The organism is Clostridium sp. HMP27 (genome assembly GCF_000765165.1).
In the GTDB taxonomy this organism is placed as follows: Bacteria; Bacillota; Clostridia; order Clostridiales; family Clostridiaceae; genus Clostridium_AK.
Genome location: NZ_JMFY01000002.1, coordinates 227,765 through 243,860, shown reverse-complemented (window position 1 = coordinate 243,860; position 16,096 = coordinate 227,765). Strand labels below are relative to the sequence as shown.

At 31.6% G+C, this 16,096-nt stretch carries 19 protein-coding genes; 4 read left to right on the top strand and 15 right to left on the bottom strand.

Annotated features, from left to right (window positions below; translation table 11 throughout):
- Nucleotides 1–45: 45 nt before the first annotated feature.
- The 11 genes from nifU to DP68_RS02540 all read right to left on the bottom strand — a co-directional run bounded on the left by nifU (nucleotide 46) and on the right by DP68_RS02540 (nucleotide 8,528).
- Nucleotides 46–474, bottom strand: a complete 429-nt coding sequence (nifU, locus tag DP68_RS02585; protein WP_035305588.1) for a Fe-S cluster assembly scaffold protein NifU — start codon at nucleotides 472–474, stop codon at nucleotides 46–48.
- A gap of 1 nt (nucleotide 475) precedes the next feature.
- Nucleotides 476–1,678, bottom strand: a complete 1,203-nt coding sequence (gene nifS / locus DP68_RS02580) for a cysteine desulfurase NifS (RefSeq protein WP_035305585.1) — start codon at nucleotides 1,676–1,678, stop codon at nucleotides 476–478.
- Nucleotides 1,671–2,114 (bottom strand): Rrf2 family transcriptional regulator, encoded by a 444-nt coding sequence (locus tag DP68_RS02575; protein WP_035305582.1) that lies wholly within the window; start codon nucleotides 2,112–2,114, stop codon nucleotides 1,671–1,673. Before DP68_RS02575 ends, nifS begins: the two co-directional genes overlap by 8 nt.
- Before the next feature lie 139 nt (nucleotides 2,115–2,253).
- Nucleotides 2,254–2,466, bottom strand: coding sequence for an iron dependent repressor, metal binding and dimerization domain protein (locus tag DP68_RS19845; RefSeq protein WP_363330939.1), 213 nt, complete (start codon nucleotides 2,464–2,466; stop codon nucleotides 2,254–2,256).
- Nucleotides 2,467–2,478: 12 nt separating this feature from the next.
- The gene (locus DP68_RS19840; RefSeq protein ID WP_363330938.1) at nucleotides 2,479–2,724 is read right to left on the bottom strand and encodes a hypothetical protein; all 246 of its coding nucleotides are present in this window, start codon (nucleotides 2,722–2,724) and stop codon (nucleotides 2,479–2,481) included.
- Between the two features lie 205 nt (nucleotides 2,725–2,929).
- A complete protein-coding gene (locus DP68_RS02565) occupies nucleotides 2,930–3,883 on the bottom strand; it encodes a 2-hydroxyacid dehydrogenase (protein ID WP_035305579.1) in 954 nt (317 codons plus the stop codon).
- A gap of 2 nt (nucleotides 3,884–3,885) precedes the next feature.
- Entirely contained in the window at nucleotides 3,886–5,157 is a 1,272-nt protein-coding gene (locus DP68_RS02560) for a replication-associated recombination protein A (protein ID WP_081957062.1), read from the bottom strand.
- 45 nt (nucleotides 5,158–5,202) lie between these two features.
- On the bottom strand, nucleotides 5,203–6,174 hold the full coding sequence (locus DP68_RS02555) for a hypothetical protein (RefSeq protein WP_035305576.1): 972 nt from the start codon (nucleotides 6,172–6,174) through the stop codon (nucleotides 5,203–5,205).
- Nucleotides 6,175–6,230: 56 nt separating this feature from the next.
- Nucleotides 6,231–6,725 (bottom strand): flavin reductase family protein, encoded by a 495-nt coding sequence (locus DP68_RS02550; protein WP_035305574.1) that lies wholly within the window; start codon nucleotides 6,723–6,725, stop codon nucleotides 6,231–6,233.
- A 16-nt stretch (nucleotides 6,726–6,741) separates the two neighbouring features.
- Nucleotides 6,742–7,518, bottom strand: a complete 777-nt coding sequence (locus DP68_RS02545) for a histidinol phosphate phosphatase (RefSeq protein WP_035305572.1) — start codon at nucleotides 7,516–7,518, stop codon at nucleotides 6,742–6,744.
- A gap of 98 nt (nucleotides 7,519–7,616) precedes the next feature.
- Nucleotides 7,617–8,528, bottom strand: a complete 912-nt coding sequence (locus DP68_RS02540) for an AEC family transporter (protein ID WP_035305664.1) — start codon at nucleotides 8,526–8,528, stop codon at nucleotides 7,617–7,619.
- Between the two features lie 269 nt (nucleotides 8,529–8,797).
- Between DP68_RS02540 and proB the strand changes: the two genes are divergently transcribed.
- Together proB and DP68_RS02530 are read left to right on the top strand one after the other, a co-directional pair.
- On the top strand, nucleotides 8,798–9,604 hold the full coding sequence (gene proB, locus DP68_RS02535; protein WP_035305570.1) for a glutamate 5-kinase: 807 nt from the start codon (nucleotides 8,798–8,800) through the stop codon (nucleotides 9,602–9,604).
- A 12-nt stretch (nucleotides 9,605–9,616) separates the two neighbouring features.
- The gene (locus DP68_RS02530; RefSeq protein ID WP_035305569.1) at nucleotides 9,617–10,891 is read left to right on the top strand and encodes a glutamate-5-semialdehyde dehydrogenase; all 1,275 of its coding nucleotides are present in this window, start codon (nucleotides 9,617–9,619) and stop codon (nucleotides 10,889–10,891) included.
- Nucleotides 10,892–10,979: 88 nt separating this feature from the next.
- Here DP68_RS02530 and DP68_RS18805 read toward each other — a convergent pair whose 3' ends face one another.
- On the bottom strand, nucleotides 10,980–12,647 hold the full coding sequence (locus DP68_RS18805) for a cell wall-binding repeat-containing protein (protein ID WP_052085601.1): 1,668 nt from the start codon (nucleotides 12,645–12,647) through the stop codon (nucleotides 10,980–10,982).
- A gap of 211 nt (nucleotides 12,648–12,858) precedes the next feature.
- On the opposite strand from DP68_RS18805, the gene DP68_RS02515 reads away from it, so the two are divergent.
- Nucleotides 12,859–13,185 carry a (2Fe-2S)-binding protein gene (locus DP68_RS02515; protein WP_035305566.1) on the top strand — a complete coding sequence of 109 codons (327 nt, stop codon included), beginning with the start codon at nucleotides 12,859–12,861 and terminating at the stop codon, nucleotides 13,183–13,185.
- A 97-nt stretch (nucleotides 13,186–13,282) separates the two neighbouring features.
- On the opposite strand, the gene DP68_RS02510 is transcribed toward DP68_RS02515, so the two are convergent.
- The 3 genes from DP68_RS02510 to DP68_RS02500 form a co-directional block, all read right to left on the bottom strand.
- Nucleotides 13,283–14,029 carry a class I SAM-dependent methyltransferase gene (locus DP68_RS02510; RefSeq protein WP_035305564.1) on the bottom strand — a complete coding sequence of 249 codons (747 nt, stop codon included), beginning with the start codon at nucleotides 14,027–14,029 and terminating at the stop codon, nucleotides 13,283–13,285.
- A gap of 114 nt (nucleotides 14,030–14,143) precedes the next feature.
- A complete protein-coding gene (locus DP68_RS02505; RefSeq protein WP_035305562.1) occupies nucleotides 14,144–14,407 on the bottom strand; it encodes a CD3324 family protein in 264 nt (87 codons plus the stop codon).
- A gap of 241 nt (nucleotides 14,408–14,648) precedes the next feature.
- Nucleotides 14,649–15,218 (bottom strand): XRE family transcriptional regulator, encoded by a 570-nt coding sequence (locus DP68_RS02500; protein ID WP_035305560.1) that lies wholly within the window; start codon nucleotides 15,216–15,218, stop codon nucleotides 14,649–14,651.
- An 88-nt stretch (nucleotides 15,219–15,306) separates the two neighbouring features.
- On the opposite strand from DP68_RS02500, the gene DP68_RS02495 reads away from it, so the two are divergent.
- Nucleotides 15,307–15,891: a LysE family transporter gene (locus tag DP68_RS02495; RefSeq protein WP_035305559.1), complete on the top strand. Its 585-nt coding sequence runs from the start codon at nucleotides 15,307–15,309 to the stop codon at nucleotides 15,889–15,891.
- Nucleotides 15,892–16,096 lie beyond the last annotated feature (205 nt).

Sequence of the window (16,096 nt, the reverse complement as noted above, 5' to 3'; positions counted from 1 at the left end):
TTATCTAATCTCCTTTTATTTCCTGGGAAATTTTTCTCAGGTTAATTATTCACCATGAACTTCTTCATGAATATGATCGGAATGCTCTTCCATATACCAAGGCTCTAAGCCTGAATTTCTTCTATAATCATTTATAGCTTTATGAATAGCTTCTTCTGCAAGTACGGAACAGTGCATTTTTACTGGTGGAAGTCCGTCTAAAGCTTCTGCTACTGCCTTATTAGTTAATTCCCATGCTTCTTCTATAGTTTTTCCTTTTATAAGCTCTGTTGCCATACTGGAGGAAGCTATAGCAGATCCACATCCAAAAGTCTTAAATGTAACATCTTTTATTATATTATCTTCAACCTTTAGGTATATTTTCATTATATCTCCACACTTTGGATTTCCAACTTCTCCTACACCATTAGCGTCAGCAATTTCTCCTACATTTCTTGGGTTTCTAAAATGGTCCATAACTTTTTCGCTATACATACTATTTTTCCCCTTCCTTTAAGCTATTTAAGTATTCTTCCCAATAAGGTGACATTTCACGTCTTCTCTTTATTATTTGTGGTAGTATATCTAATACGTATTCTACTTCTTCTTCTGTGGTATTAGCACCTAAACTAAGTCTTAATGAACCATGCGCTATACCATGAGTAAGTCCCATAGCAAGTAAAACATGTGATGGATCTAGAGAACCAGATGCACATGCACTTCCAGTTGAAGCACATATTCCTTCAAAGTCTAAATCTAAAAGTAGTGTTTCTCCCTCTACTCCTACAAAACACATATTTACGTTACCAGGTAATCTCTTATCTCCTCTTGGTCCATTTAATTTAACATGAGGTATTCTTTCTGTAAGGCCATTTATAAGTTTATCTCTTAAATAAGATACTCTCTTGCTTTCTTCTTCTAATTCAGAAACAGCAAGCTCTACAGCTTTTCCTATACCAACGATTCCAGGTACATTTTCTGTACTTGCTCTTCTTCCCTTTTCCTGTCCGCCGCCGTGAATTAAGTTTTCTATCTTAACTCCTTTTTTGATATATAATGCTCCTATTCCTTTTGGTCCATAGAACTTATGTCCAGCCATGGAAAGCATATCTATATTCATATCCTTTACATCTACCCCAACGTGTGCTACAGCCTGAACTGCATCTGTATGGAAGTAAATCTTTCTTTCTCTACAAACTTCACCTATTTCTTTAATAGGTTGAATAGCTCCAACTTCATTATTAGCAAACATTACTGATACAAGTATTGTAGTATCTTTAATAGCATTTTTTAAATCTTCTATGCTAATTAATCCTTCTTCATTTACAGGAAGATATGTTATTTCAAAGCCATGCTTCTTTAAAAACTCACAAGTGTGTGTTATAGCATGATGTTCTATAACTGTAGTTATTATATGATTTCCTTTGTTCTTATTTGCAAAAGCAACTCCTTTTAATGCCCAGTTATCTGCCTCGGATCCACCAGCTGTAAAGTAAATCTCATCTTTTTCTGCATTAATAGCTTTAGCTACTCTTTCTCTTGCTTTATCTATAGCCATTCTTGGCTTTGCAGATATAGAGTAAAATTTAGAAGAAGGGTTTGCAAAGTTTTCAGTAAAATAAGGCATCATTTCTTCTAAAACCTCTGGTTTTGTAAATGTAGTAGCTGCATAGTCCATATATACATATTTTTTATCCATTGTTGTTTTCCCCTTTCTTATTTGCCATTAAATTATTATAATCATCTACCATATCTTGTAAGGTCGTAGTCTTAGTAACTTGATCTATACTTTCCTTTATTCTTGACCACAAAAGTCTTGTGGAACATACTTTTATATTAGAACATTCCCCGTCCTGTAAACACTCAGATAATTTTAAAGGTCCTTCTAATACATTCATTATTTCAGAAACGGTTATGTTTTTAGGTTCTCTGCTTAATATATATCCCCCTTGAGCACCTCTAATACTTTTAATCAAATCTGCCTTTCTTAAGGAAGAAAAAAGCTGCTCCAGGTAATATTCAGATATATTTTGTCTTTCTGAAATACTTTTTATTGAAATAGGTTCTTCACTATAGTTTATTGCTAAATCTACCATAGCTTTGACCCCATATTGTCCCTTAGTTGATAATTTCATTAAATCACCTCTTTTATTATATGTAATGTTGAGTGATTTACTATACTTTCAAAAACATAATATCAAACCCGAGTAAAGTTGTCAACAATATTTTTTATAAATTTATTAAAAAATTTAAGGATATGTATTCGTTAAATTTTTACATATCCTTATCCATTAAATACTTATTATATTTATTTGCAATATCAGGATTTTTATTTAAGAAATCTAAAAAATAATTTAAGTTTTTTATAGTTTCTGGGGTAAGTGAATGTTCTATTTTTTCTGTCTGCTCCAGCACATCCCCCTTTGGAGAGATTAGCTTTAAAAAGCTTTCTAATATGTTGTGTCTTGTTAAAAGCAGCCCTCCCATTTGTTTTCCTTCTTAAGTTAGCATTATAACTCCATATTTTTCATAAATCACAAGATTAAGCTCAGAAAGCTTATGAAGCATCTTTGTAGCTGAAGGCGGCTGTACATTCAATGACTTTGATAATTCATTCACCCTGGTGAATCCTTGGGATAAAGATAATCTATATATCATTTCTATATAATCTTCCATTGAAGCTGTAATATGTCCCCAATCTTTTTCCATATATCCTCTAAAGGTATAGAAATCTTCTCCTACCATATAAATAAAATCTCTCCTCTTAATTACTCATTGCATCTCGGTTAGCAGGACGTTTCATTGCATAGCTTATAGAAACCTTCGATTTTGTTATAAATTTGAACATCTCAGTTAACAATATGTTCCCTCATTAAATACTATGTAAGAAATTTATAAGTATGCTTTTAAAAAATATAGGCTATCCTTTATATAAGATAGCCTACATTAATTATTTTATTAAGTTTTGAGGATTTCCTTGCAGCCATTTAGTAATGTTATCAAATGTAGTATGAGCTCTTCTTACCATTGCTTCTTTTGTTGCAAAGCCTATATGTGGGGCTACTACAGAATTTGTAGTGCTTAAAAGAGGATATTTTGTATCAAGTGGTGGTTCTATATCAAATACATCTATACCAGCACCCTTAATTTTTTCTGTTCTTAAAGCTTCTGCTAAAGCTTCATTGTCAACAATAGGGCCTCTTGCAGTATTTATAAGAATAGAATCTTTTTTCATTAATGCAATTTTATCTTTATTTATAACACCACGAGTTTCTGCATTTAATGGTATATGAATAGATACTATATCACTTTCAGCCATTAATTCTTCTATTGAAACATATTTTACTCCTAGTTTTTCTACTTCTTCTTTCTTAGATCTATTATAGGCTAATATATTGCATCCAAAGGCCTTTCCTATTTCTATTACTCTTCTTCCAATTGCTCCAGTACCAATTACTCCAAGAGTTTTTCCTTCAAGATCATTTTGAGCAAATCCCTGTTTTGTGCCTCCTTCTCTAGTAATTTTATCTAGAGGCACTATGTTTCTTAAAAGTGATATTATAAGCCCAAATGTTAGCTCTGCCACAGAAGTAGTACTATATCCTGCTGCATTGCATACAGTTATATTTTTTTCTTTGCAGGCATTTAAATCCACATGGTCTACTCCTGTGAAAGCCACTGAAATCATTTTAAGCTTATCATTTGAATTTATAACCTCAGCTTTTAAAGGCATGTTAGCAATTACTAAAACTTCTGCATCCTTTGCCCTTTCCTTTAATACTTCTATATCTTCGTTTCTGTCTTCGTAATATACAATTTCATGCCCTTCATTTATAAGTGCTTCACCAATTCTTAAAGCTTCCTCCTTTGAAATACCTAGTGGTTCCAATACAGCTATTTTCATTTTTATTCCTCCCTTAAATATCTCATATATTGAGCTATCTTTTCCTCCATTTTGTTTGTTCCTGGAGTATAATATACAGCCTCTTTTATGTTATTTGGTAAATATTGTTGTTTTACATAGTGGTTTTTATAGTCATGAGGATATTTATATTCTTTTCCTCTTCCCAAAGCTTCAGCCCCACTATAGTGTGCATCTTTTAAATGCTGTGGTATATCCCCTACATCCCTGCTTTTTATATCACTTAATGCTTTATCTATAGCCATAACAGCAGAATTGGATTTAGGTGAGGTGGCTAAAAGTAATACAGCTTCGGCCAGTGGTATTCTAGCCTCTGGAAATCCTAACTGAAAAGCAGCATCAGTGCAAGCTTTAACTATAGCTATGGCATTGGGATAAGCAAGTCCTATATCCTCTGCGGCAATTACTAAAAGCCTTCTAGTTATAGACGCTAAGTCCCCTGCCTCCACAAGCCTTGCCAAATAATGAATAGCAGCCTCAGGATCACTTCCTCTTATGGATTTTTGAAAGGCACTTAATATGTCATAGTGGCTGTCCCCAAACTTATCATAATTTAATACCTTCTTTTGGGCACATTCTACAGCTATGTTTAAGTCAATATGTATTTTTCCTTCTAAATTTTTATTAGTGGAATACACACAAAGTTCAAGTGCATTTAATGCCTTTCTTAAATCTCCGCCACTTACCTCACTTATATAATCTAATGCATCTTCTTCTAAGACTATGCTACCCTCAAACTCTCCCTGAAGCTTATAAAGAGCATTTGTAATCCCCTCTTTTATATCTTCCTTCAAAAGAGGTTTAAATTCAAAAATAGTAGATCTGCTTAAAATAGCCTTATATATATAGTGGTATGGATTTTCAGTAGTACTTGCAATCAAGGTTATAGAACCATTCTCCATAAACTCCAAAAGAGATTGCTGCTGCTTTTTATTGAAGTTCTGAATTTCATCTAAATATAAAACAACACCATTTATGGTCATTAGACTATTTAAATCCTTTATAATATCCTTTATATCACTTAAAGAAGCATTAGTAGCATTTAACTTGTAAAACGTCTTGTTTGTAATCCTAGCTATTATATTTGCAACGGTTGTCTTTCCTACCCCAGGGGGTCCATAAAATATCATATTAGTAAGCTTTTTAGACTTTATTATTCTATTTAATATTTTCCCATCCCCTAAGATATGTTTTTGTCCTACTACCTGAGAAATATCCTCAGGTCTCATTTCATCCGCCAGGGGCTTATTTATCATCAATAAAAACCACCTCAATAAAGTTTTGAATAGGCTTTTAAAGGCCTATTCTTTAATCAAAATATCTAACGTTCTATCTAAAATCTTTTCACCTGTCTTAATTAATTTTTCACTTTGCTTTGTAACCATATTCACTGCTCCAAAGGTTGCAGCCTTTAATAAATTTTTTCTATAGGCATATTTAAATCTTTTTACCTTCTTTTCATCTATAACTCCTAAATAATACATGAGCTCATCTTTAGTATCATCAGATACTACTTTTAAGGCTTCTTTAAAATGTCGTTGACTTAATATAATGAGATTATCTCTCTCCAAAGGCTCTTTAGCTTCCTTAGCTAAAAACTCAGCACTTCTGCCTATACATATGAGAGTCTTTTCATCTTTTATATCACTTTTCATTCCTAAATTAATACATTTAAGCAGTGCCCGTCTGTAGCTCCATTTATCTTTATCCAAGTTTTCTTCTATATAGCCTCCACCTATTTCAACTCCTATATCAATTAAGGAGCCAATAGGGTCTACAGGAATTTTTATTGCATTTAAAATTATAAACGCCTTTTTATAATACTTTAATGTTTCCGCTAAAATAAGCCAGCTATATGGATCTCTTGGATTTTCATTAACCATTCTTGTTATCTTTTCAATGCCCGATGCACCTTCTACTAAATCATCCACTACAGTGACTATTGGCAAATCTTTAAACTGCCTTTGTAATTTAGAAATTGTACCTAAATCTTTGCTTTCATTGCGTCTCTCATTTATGGATATCTTTGCTTCTTCTTTTAATCTCTTTGCTTCTTCTCTTCTTTGTATGCGCTCATTGAATTTAATTGCATTTATATTTTGAAGGGTTTCTCGTTTATTACACTCCAATTTGTGCTTATCTTTATTTTTAGCACCATCTATATTTTTATCTATTCTTTTAACTTTTCCTTCTAAATACAAGCATTGTACAGTTTCCTTAGCCTTACTTAAGGCTATCTTATTTAAGCTTTCTAGTTTTTTACCTAACCCCATTTTTAAAACTCCTTTACTTTTTATTGATATCTTGTTTTAAAAATGAGTATTATGAGTTACTTTAAGTAACAATCAACTATTTCTCCATAATACATAGTATGATAATCACCATTTTCATAACAAGATTTATTTATTTCTGGAGATAAAAACTTTTCATCCATATGTTGCTTATATACTATTTTGCACTCAAACTGCAAATCACATTCACCTATAATAGGAGAATTTACCTTATTTGATTTTCCCATAGTTAAGTTACACTCTTTAAACTTATCTATATCTCTTCCAGATTTTGTCCCACATAGTGCAAGTTCCTTTTTTAAATCGCAGTTTACAGGAATACTTACAGTAAAATCTTCTGCTCCTTCTATAATATCATAAGTATATCTAGATTTTCTAACCATAACCATAAATACTGGCTTTCTCCATATATATCCTATATCTCCCCAGCCTATAGTCATAGTGTTTACCTTATCTCCACTTTTTACTGTTAAAAAAGCTCCCTTAGTTTTTAAAACATCAATAGCATCCTTAAAATATTTTGTGTATTCCATAATAAATTCCTCCTAATTATAAATATTCAGGCTTTCTGTTTTTAAAACAAACTGGCTTTAAGCCACATAAGTCTGCAAGTTCAATAGCTAAATCAAAGTTTTCCCCAATACTTTCAGTAGTGTGAGAATCAGAGCCTATAGTTACAATTTTGCCGCCTAATTCCTTGAACCTCTTATATATTTTTTCTAAATTCATCATTGCTTCTTTTTTATTAAATCTTCTAGTATTTATTTCTATAGCTCTTTCATTTTTAGCCATAATACTTAATATTTCATCTATGTGTTCCCTATAATCATCATAGTATATTTCTCTATCTTCAAAGGGAGCATATCTAGCTATGTAATCTATATGTCCTAAAGAATCTATAAAATCATATTCTTTTACACATTTTAATATGTCTTCTAAATAATTTATGTAACATTCCTTTTTATCTCTACCTTCATAAAACTCTTCTGTATATATATCATAATACTTTCCGTCATAATTTACCACATGTACAGATCCCAATATAAAATCCAAATCATATTTTAAAGCTATAGCTCTATTTTCATCTACCACATCTTCCCTCATACCCATTTCTATGCCAAGTAATACTTTTTCATTTCTATATAATGCGTATTCCTTAACATACTTATCTATATCAAATATGAACTTATCCTTAACCATATACTTCAAATCAAAATGATCTGTAATTATTATTCCTATATCTTTCTTATTTGCAGAGCTTATTGCATCTTCTAAGGGCATCATGCAATCTGTAGAAAAATTCGTATGTACATGACTATCAAACATAAAATCACCTCCAAAATAATCCTAATTGTAATATAATTTGTTTATAATAAGAGGCTGTAGTATACTGTTCATCCATATTGAAACAGCCTCTATTATATTTAAAATAATGCATTAATTACTATGGGAATTGTAAATATAGATAAAATTGTGGTTACTACCACACATTTTGCTGAAAATACCTTGTTGTTGTTATACTTTTCTGCAAAAACAGTAGTCATTGCAGCAGCAGGCATTGCTTCTAGTATTACACACATTTTTATCAAATAATCATCTGCTTTTAAAATCTTTAATACTCCATAAACCATAAAAGGAACTATAAACAATTTTATAAAAGACACATAATAAATTCTTAAATCCTTTACTATTTCCTTTATACTTACATTTGCAAAATTAGCACCTATTATAATCATTGATAACGGTGTTGTCATTCCACCTACATAGTTTAAAGTTCCCATTATAGTGTATGGAAGTTTAATCTTGCCCAAAAACACTATTAGTCCTATAATCACAAATAAAATTCCTGGCTGGAGCAGTATATTTTTAAAATCAAAGTTGTCCTTTTCTTCTTTAGAAAACAGAATTGCCCCATAGGTAAGTAATATCACGTTAAATGGAACTCCAAAAATAGATGCATAAAAAACTCCTATTTTACCGTACATACCTTCCATTATAGGATATCCCATAAATCCAAAATTAGAAAAAATGGTTACAAACTTTAAAACTTGCTTTGTATTTTCCTTAAACTTAAAGTAAAACACTCCGCTTATAGCAGCTAAAAAAACATGTATCGCCAAGGAGTATATTAATATCGCTCTAATCTTTTCGATTGTCTCCTTTGAATACTCAGTATTAAATGAAGCTAAAATTAAGCATGGCAGCGTTACATTTACAAGTAAATCTGTAAGACTTTTCAACGTTTCTTCCTTTATAAAGCTTTTTCTTCTACTATATAAACCTATAAGCATTATAAAACATAGTATTATGACCTGATCTACAATTTGATTTTGCATTTCTCCCATCCTTATTTAAAGAAGTTTTTACTCCTCAAGTTATTGAGTGAGTTTCCTTTTATTAATATACAAACATTATTTAAAAACGTTCAATATTTCTCTATATATTATACATCAAATTTTTTCACTTACCAAATAACGCCAGGATATTTATGTAGTTTGTTTTTAAATTTATTATATTTCTTAAAAACTTCATTTAATTTTTTATAAAATTATGAGATAATCATTAATAAAGATTATATAAAAAATGTTTATAGGGGGGCGTTTTGATGACTAACTTACGTAAAGATTATTTAAAAACTATACAAAAGATAATTGTTAAAGTTGGTTCTTCTACTTTAACTTATAATAATGGGCTTTTAAATCTTTCTCATATAGAACATTTGGTAAGACAACTTGCAGATATACACAATCAAGGATACAGCGTTGTTCTTGTAAGTTCTGGGGCAATTGGAGCAGGAATGGGAAAATTAGGCCTTGAGGAAAGACCTAAAAGCATCCCTGAAAAACAAGCCGCGGCTGCGGTGGGTCAAGGTATACTTATGCATATGTATGAAAAGATATTTTCTGAATACGGTAAAACTGTTGCTCAAGTTCTTCTAACTAAAGAAGACATGACAAATGAAGTCCGTAGAGAAAATGCTCATAATACTTTTTCTGCTCTTTTAAATCAAAATGTAATTCCTATAATAAATGAAAATGATGCCGTTGTGGTAGATGAAATAAAGGTTGGAGATAATGATACCCTATCCGCACTAGTATCTGAACTTATTAAAGGAGATTTACTTATACTTATGTCCGATATAGATGGTCTGTATGATTCAGATCCTAGAAAAAATAAAGATGCAAAGCTTATAAGTACAGTTGAAAAAGTCACTGAAGAAATCGAAGCATGCGCAGGTGGTGCTGGAAGCAATCTTGGTACAGGCGGCATGGCTACAAAAATTAATGCTGCAAAAATTTCTACTGCTTCTGGAATATCCATGGTGATTGTAAATGGAGATAATGCAGAAGTACTAGGTAAAGTTATTTCAGGAGATGAAGTAGGCACTTGGTTTAAAGCTGACGTAAAATAAGGAGGAATACACATGGAAAACTTACAAGAATATATATTAGGCATTGGAAAAAAAGCTAAAGAAGCTTCAAGACAGCTTTCATCCTTAGATACAAATTCTAAAAACAAAGCCCTATTATCTATGGCTGAAGCTTTGAAGAATAATGCTTTAGAAATTATTGAAGCAAATAAAATTGATTTAAGACTTGGAGAAGAAAAAGGATTAAACAAATCCCTTTTAGATAGACTTCTTATAAATGAACAAAGAATAGATGCTATGGCTGAAGGTTTAAGACAAGTGGCTGAACTTCCAGATCCTATCGGAGAAGTTATAAGTGCCTGGAAAAGACCTAATGGCATAACTATAGGACAAAAGAGAGTACCTTTAGGAGTTATAGGAATAATATATGAAGCTCGTCCAAACGTAACTGTAGATGCTGCAGCTCTTTGCTTAAAATCTGGAAATGCAGTAATACTTAGAGGTGGATCTGAAGCTATAAATACAAATATGGCCATAGCTAAAATACTTAGAAGTTCTCTTATATCCTGTAATCTTTCACCAGATTTTATACAACTTGTAGAAATTACAGATAGAGAAATTGTAAATATAATGCTTAAATTAAATCAGTATATAGATGTTTTAATTCCTCGCGGTGGTGCTGGACTTATACAAACTGTAGTTAAAAATGCCACAGTACCTGTTATAGAAACAGGAGTTGGTAACTGCCATGTGTTTGTAGATAGCTCTGCAGACCTTACTATGGCTGAAAATATCATAGTTAATGGAAAAACTCAAAGACCTGCAGTATGTAATGCAATAGAAACAATTCTAATTCATAAAGATGCTGCGGAAGAATTTGTTCCTAAAATCACAAGTACTTTAAATAAGTTAGGTGTAGAGCTTAGAGTTTGTGAAAAAACTAAAGAAATAATAGCTGCTAATAATATTGAGGCAAATGTAAAGCCTGCAACTTCTGAAGATTGGAATACAGAATATCTGGATTTGATTTTAGCAGTTAAAGTTGTAGACTCCTTAGAAGAAGCAATTGAACATATTTATAACCATGGAACTAAACATTCAGAATGCATAGTTACAAATGATTATAAAAACTCTCAAATCTTCTTAGAGACTATAGATGCTGCAGCAGTTTATGTAAATGCTTCTACTAGATTTACAGACGGCTTTGAATTTGGTTTTGGTGCTGAAATTGGAATAAGCACTCAAAAGCTTCATGCTAGAGGACCTATGGGACTTCCTCAACTTACTACTATAAAATATGTAGTATCTGGCAACGGACAAATTAGATAGCACTAATAATTAAAGGATTGAACCCTATAAGCTATAGGATTCAATCCTTTCTACATATAAACTTGCCACTTGCCATGTAGGTGGCACTTTACTTTTCTATATAGCAGTTATTTAACTCAAGATACTGCCCATCTTTTATTGTTATATATGTATCACCTGTAAAATTGTCATTTGCAAAGATATTATCATATCTATCTGTGATTGCATAATATCCTCTACTGCCAAATGTTTTTACTTTGTAAGTTCCAGTTGGGATATCAACTCCAACTTTTAAATATCCAATATATCTTCCGTTAGAGAAGGTAATGTCAGGAGATGCATTAACAGGATACATTTTTGCATTATGTAGATACATATAGGTTCCAGATTGTACACTTACATATCTAGGATACGCAAAGTTATCATTATTAATGATGTCTCTACCATTAGCATCAGCAGTTATAGCAAAATAACCACTTCCTTCTGGAAATAGAACGTACTCACCCTCTGGAATATCCACTCCAACTAAATAAGTTGAAGGTAAATAAGTTATTATTTTCTTTTGTACAGTAACAGTGCAGCTCGCTGCCTTATTTCCATCCACTGTTGTTGCTGTTATTACTGCCGTACCACTGCTTATTCCAGTTACCCTTCCTGCAGCATCTACTGTTGCTATATTCTCATTTGAAGATGTCCATTTTACCCCTTTATTTTCGGCATTACTCGGAAGTATAGTTGCTGCTAAAGTAACTGCTTCATCTATGCCAAGTGTATTAGAGGTCTTGTTTAAAGTTACAGAAATAACATTAATAGCACCGCTTACAACATTATCAGCCACTATATCAGAAACTACTCCAGTTCCACCTAAAATTATTACATTGTTATATGTATCATGCTTAGCTTTTATTGAAGACATTACTGAAGAATCCACAGAAGTTCCTACTAAAATTAAAGGAGAGTTACTTAAGGCAGCCAGCGCACTTCCACATAAAGCATCTGGATAATTTGCACCTGATGCAACATAAACCTTATCATAATTAAATTCATTTGAAAACTGGTTTAATACTGCGGCATTAGTTCCATATCTGCTGCTTCCTCCAAGTCTTGTAACATTCTTTAGCTGTGAAGCTATCTTATCACTTACAACCCCACTTCCTCCAACTATGTAACTTTTTTCATAAGACTTATTTGACAAAAAGCCCTTAACCTGATCTGATAAATCTGCTTTATCTGTGAGAAGTATTGGCATTCCTCCTTGGGCTGCAACTGGAGCTATAGATAAAGCATCTGCAAATCCAAATCCATTGGTTACAACTACACCGCTGCTTTCTCCTAGATTTTTAGCTACCTCTAAGGATGTTTCAAATCTATTTTTTCCAGCAATTCTAGTAGTTTCAATAGTCATGCCCTTTATTTCAGAATTTACGCTATCTGATACAACACCAGTTCCTCCTACTATAAACACATTTTTTACATTGAGTCTTTTTAACTCATTTTTTGTGTTTAAATCTAAAGTATTTTTGCCAGTAAGTAAAATTGGTGCATTATACTTTTTAGCTAAAGGTGCTGCACAAAGCGCATCTGCAAATCCTTCTCCACTAGCTATTACTACGTAATCAGAAGTTGTCCACCCTTTACCTACAATTTCAGCTCCTGTTTGATACCTATTGTTTCCTGCAAGCCTGTCCTCTAAATTTGCCGCATTAACTTGAGATGTTAATGATACAGTTAAAGACAACGTTAGCGTTGAAACAACTCTTAACATTATTTTCCTCATTTTTGTCCTCCTTTATTAACATTTTATGACTATGTTATTATATTCTATTTGAATGATCCTCACAAGTATAGAAATTAAAAATAAATGACTCTAAAATAAAACATCTAAATCATAAAATATATGTTCTACAAATTTACAAGTGAATAAGAAAAGAGTATTTTCACAAACTATTTCTGAATAAAAGTCACAAAATTGAAGGAGAGTATATACAATGGCGGGAAATAGAACGATTTGTACTACTAATAATGTTGATTATTCAACAATAAGAAAAGCAATGTGTGCGGGAGCAAGAACTATAGAAGATTTAGTTGAAAGGACAGGAGTTTGTACTGCTTGTGAAGGATGTAAAGACGAGCTCTATAAAATCCTTTCTTCTGTATGCGGCTGTAAGGAAGTTTCACTTAAAACTGTAATTGATGCAGTTAAAAATGGTGCTGATACTGTAGAAAAGGTTGGTGAAGTTACAGGAGCAGGTACAGGAGAGGATTGCGGAAGATGTAAGCCTCTTATTGCAAATATAATTGAATTAGGCAGATAATAACATAAGTCTAGTTAAATATAGAGTTTAGAGTCCTATGTTTCTAAGCTCTATATTTAATTGATACATATTTATGTTCCTTTAGATGCAGGCGTTATTAAAAATTATCGTTACCTTTTTTTGCGGATATAATCAGCATCATTGGTCTACGTAATTCATCCACCATCCCTGGAATGGTATGAATAAGCTCTTCTGCTGGTTTTGGCTCAACAAGTCCTGTTATTTTAAATCCTGCTTTTATAAGAGAATTTACGTATGTTGTCAATGTTTTATGATACTTTGTAACTTCCTCGCCTAAAAAAATGGCTTTACGCTCACCCTCGATAAAATACCTATCAACAGGCCAATGCATAGGGTTCCTTTCAATATCATAATACCAATCCTGTGTTCCATATGCAGTAAAAACTGGATGCTCTACCGAAAACACAAAATCCCCACCATTTGAAAGACATTTATTTATCTTCTCCAAAATTTCTTCAAATGATTGAATATAATGAAGAGCTAATGAACTAATAATCACATCAAAAGAATTAGGTGGCAAATCAATATCCTCTATAGGCATGCATGTATACTTAATTTGCTCAGACTTTGTTTTATTCCTTGCCTCATTTAACATCCTTTCTGAAATATCAATTCCAATAACTGATTTTGCCCCATTTTCTATAGCGTATCTACAATGCCATCCAAAACCGCAGCCCAAGTCCAAAACCCTTTTGTTCTGAAAACTAGGCATCATTTTTCTCAATTCATGCCATTCTCCAGCAGCTTCAAGTCCTTTTTTAGATCTATCCATATTACTATATTTATCAAAGAATATATTATCATCATATTTGTTTTCTTTCATTTCATCTCCTCCATTCTAACTATATTTTATTAATTCATTATGATAGATTCAAGATAATATATGATTCTATGTTGTTTTATAAAAACAGGGCTGCCTACTGGCAACCCTTGTAAATCACTTTTTATAAATTATTTGTTTTATTGAATGTATAGAAAGACAATACTCCCCTGCTAAATCTGCTATACTAAAACCCTGCTTATGTTTTTTTATGATTTCCTCATTTCTACATGCTAAAATTTTACGTATTCCAGACTTTTCTCCCCACTTTTTATAACTGGACTTTAGTGCAGGAATATATAGATATTCACCTTGAATATATTTTTGTATTTCAAGTAATAAATATTCTGGTAATATGTTATTTGCATTTTTATATTTCATACAAGCCCACTCCTAAATCTTTAAACTAAATTAGGAAACAAAGCCGTATGTATTAAACTTTTATTAGCGGCTCATTACTCCATACAAAATGCCGCTGCTATTACATACCAACTTTGCATGGAGAAAATCAATTTTTTGACCTATAATCATATTTACACCCCCAATATAACATATTGTAAATTATCTAAAGTAAAACATCAATTAAATCCTCTATATCAAATTTAAAATACACACTACTAATTTAATAATTATTAAAAAATCTTGAATAATAAATAACCATACTAATTCTTGTTAATTTGTCACCCGAATTATGATATATATGCGGCTGGTCAGCTTTTAACCTTATAGAATCCCCTTCCTTCACAGTAAATTCTTCATTATTTACTCTTATAGTTAACTCACCATAGAAGACGGTTATAAATTCTTCTGTGCCTTCTCCATGGGAATCCGCACTTAAATACCCACCTTTTTCTATCTCAACAGTATACATTTCAAATTGTCTTTCACTCTCATAAGGAAAAAATGGATATACTTTATATTTCCCATTATCTTCAACTAATGGATTGATACTTTCTTTGTGAATAACTACAGCATTTTCTTGCGTGGATTTTATCAATTCAGTAAATGATATTTTTAGCCCATTTGCTATTTTCCAAGCAGTAGTAATTGTGGGGTTTGATTCACCTCTTTCAATCTGGCCAAGCATGCTCTTACTTACACCAGTCATCTGTGCTAAATTATCAAGGCTCAATTTTCTATCTTCTCGAATTTGTTTTAAGTTTGTTGCTAATATCATATTTAAATTTTCCAAAATACTTTCACCTTCCCTTGTGCATTATAACGCACATATTATATAATTATATTGTACGCATTTAATTTTTGTTAGGGGGCTTCAAACAATGTTTAGTTTATCCGCATTTTTATCCTATGTGTTTGTATCCAATTTTACACCAGGGCCAAATAATATTATGGCTATGTCCAATGGAAGTAATTTTGGATATAAAAAAACGTTTAAATTTGTTTTAGGTGTTACTACTGGTTTCGGAATAATCATTTTGTTATCTAGTTATCTTAATTTAATTTTACTTAACTTTATTCCAAAGATTAAATTATTTGTTGATTTTGTTGGATTTGTGTATATGGCTTATTTAGCTGTAAAGATTTTAAAAAGCAAACCTCAATCAGATGATACCATATCTAACAACACGAATACTTTTCTTATAGGGATGGCTATGCAGTTTATTAATCCAAAAGTGATAATTTATGGCATAACTGTAACCTCAAGTTTTATAATACCATACTATAAGACAAATTTATCACTCTTTTTATTTTCTATTTTTCTTGCATTAATAGGATTTATAGCAAATTCCTGTTGGACACTTTTTGGTGCTTTATTTCAGAAATTTTTAATGCAATATACAAAACTTTTCAATACTTTTATGGCATTACTCCTAATATACAGTGCAATATCTATTATAAATTAGTTTATTTGATCATATCTTAAAATCTATTAGTCCTGTTTATTATCAATTTAAACAGGACTAATGCTTTATAATATTATAGTTTTCTTATCTCTAATTTATTTTTTATGACCGGTCACTAGCTGCAAATTCTTCATAATATCTACATATTGTTTTGTTATTTTGTAGCTATTAATTTAAGGAGGTGCTCTATGGTTGGCTTAGCTTT

Bases quoted from the DNA above. Each gene is read 5' to 3' on its own strand.
- DP68_RS02505 (WP_035305562.1), bottom strand. From the start codon at position 14,407: ATGAAATATAAAAATGCAAATAACATATTACCAGAATATTTATTACTT.
- DP68_RS02540 (WP_035305664.1), bottom strand. From the start codon at position 8,528: ATGCAAAATCAAATTGTAGATCAGGTCATAATACTATGTTTTATAATG.
- DP68_RS02560 (WP_081957062.1), bottom strand. From the start codon at position 5,157: ATGATAAATAAGCCCCTGGCGGATGAAATGAGACCTGAGGATATTTCT.
- DP68_RS18805 (WP_052085601.1), bottom strand. From the start codon at position 12,647: ATGAGGAAAATAATGTTAAGAGTTGTTTCAACGCTAACGTTGTCTTTA.
- nifU (WP_035305588.1), bottom strand. From the start codon at position 474: ATGTATAGCGAAAAAGTTATGGACCATTTTAGAAACCCAAGAAATGTA.
- DP68_RS02575 (WP_035305582.1), bottom strand. From the start codon at position 2,114: ATGAAATTATCAACTAAGGGACAATATGGGGTCAAAGCTATGGTAGAT.
- DP68_RS02555 (WP_035305576.1), bottom strand. From the start codon at position 6,174: ATGGGGTTAGGTAAAAAACTAGAAAGCTTAAATAAGATAGCCTTAAGT.
- DP68_RS02510 (WP_035305564.1), bottom strand. From the start codon at position 14,029: ATGAAAGAAAACAAATATGATGATAATATATTCTTTGATAAATATAGT.
- DP68_RS02565 (WP_035305579.1), bottom strand. From the start codon at position 3,883: ATGAAAATAGCTGTATTGGAACCACTAGGTATTTCAAAGGAGGAAGCT.
- DP68_RS02515 (WP_035305566.1), top strand. From the start codon at position 12,859: ATGGCGGGAAATAGAACGATTTGTACTACTAATAATGTTGATTATTCA.
- DP68_RS02550 (WP_035305574.1), bottom strand. From the start codon at position 6,725: ATGGAATACACAAAATATTTTAAGGATGCTATTGATGTTTTAAAAACT.
- DP68_RS02530 (WP_035305569.1), top strand. From the start codon at position 9,617: ATGGAAAACTTACAAGAATATATATTAGGCATTGGAAAAAAAGCTAAA.
- DP68_RS19840 (WP_363330938.1), bottom strand. From the start codon at position 2,724: ATGGTAGGAGAAGATTTCTATACCTTTAGAGGATATATGGAAAAAGAT.
- DP68_RS02545 (WP_035305572.1), bottom strand. From the start codon at position 7,518: ATGTTTGATAGTCATGTACATACGAATTTTTCTACAGATTGCATGATG.
- proB (WP_035305570.1), top strand. From the start codon at position 8,798: ATGACTAACTTACGTAAAGATTATTTAAAAACTATACAAAAGATAATT.
- nifS (WP_035305585.1), bottom strand. From the start codon at position 1,678: ATGGATAAAAAATATGTATATATGGACTATGCAGCTACTACATTTACA.
- DP68_RS19845 (WP_363330939.1), bottom strand. From the start codon at position 2,466: ATGGGAGGGCTGCTTTTAACAAGACACAACATATTAGAAAGCTTTTTA.
- DP68_RS02495 (WP_035305559.1), top strand. From the start codon at position 15,307: ATGTTTAGTTTATCCGCATTTTTATCCTATGTGTTTGTATCCAATTTT.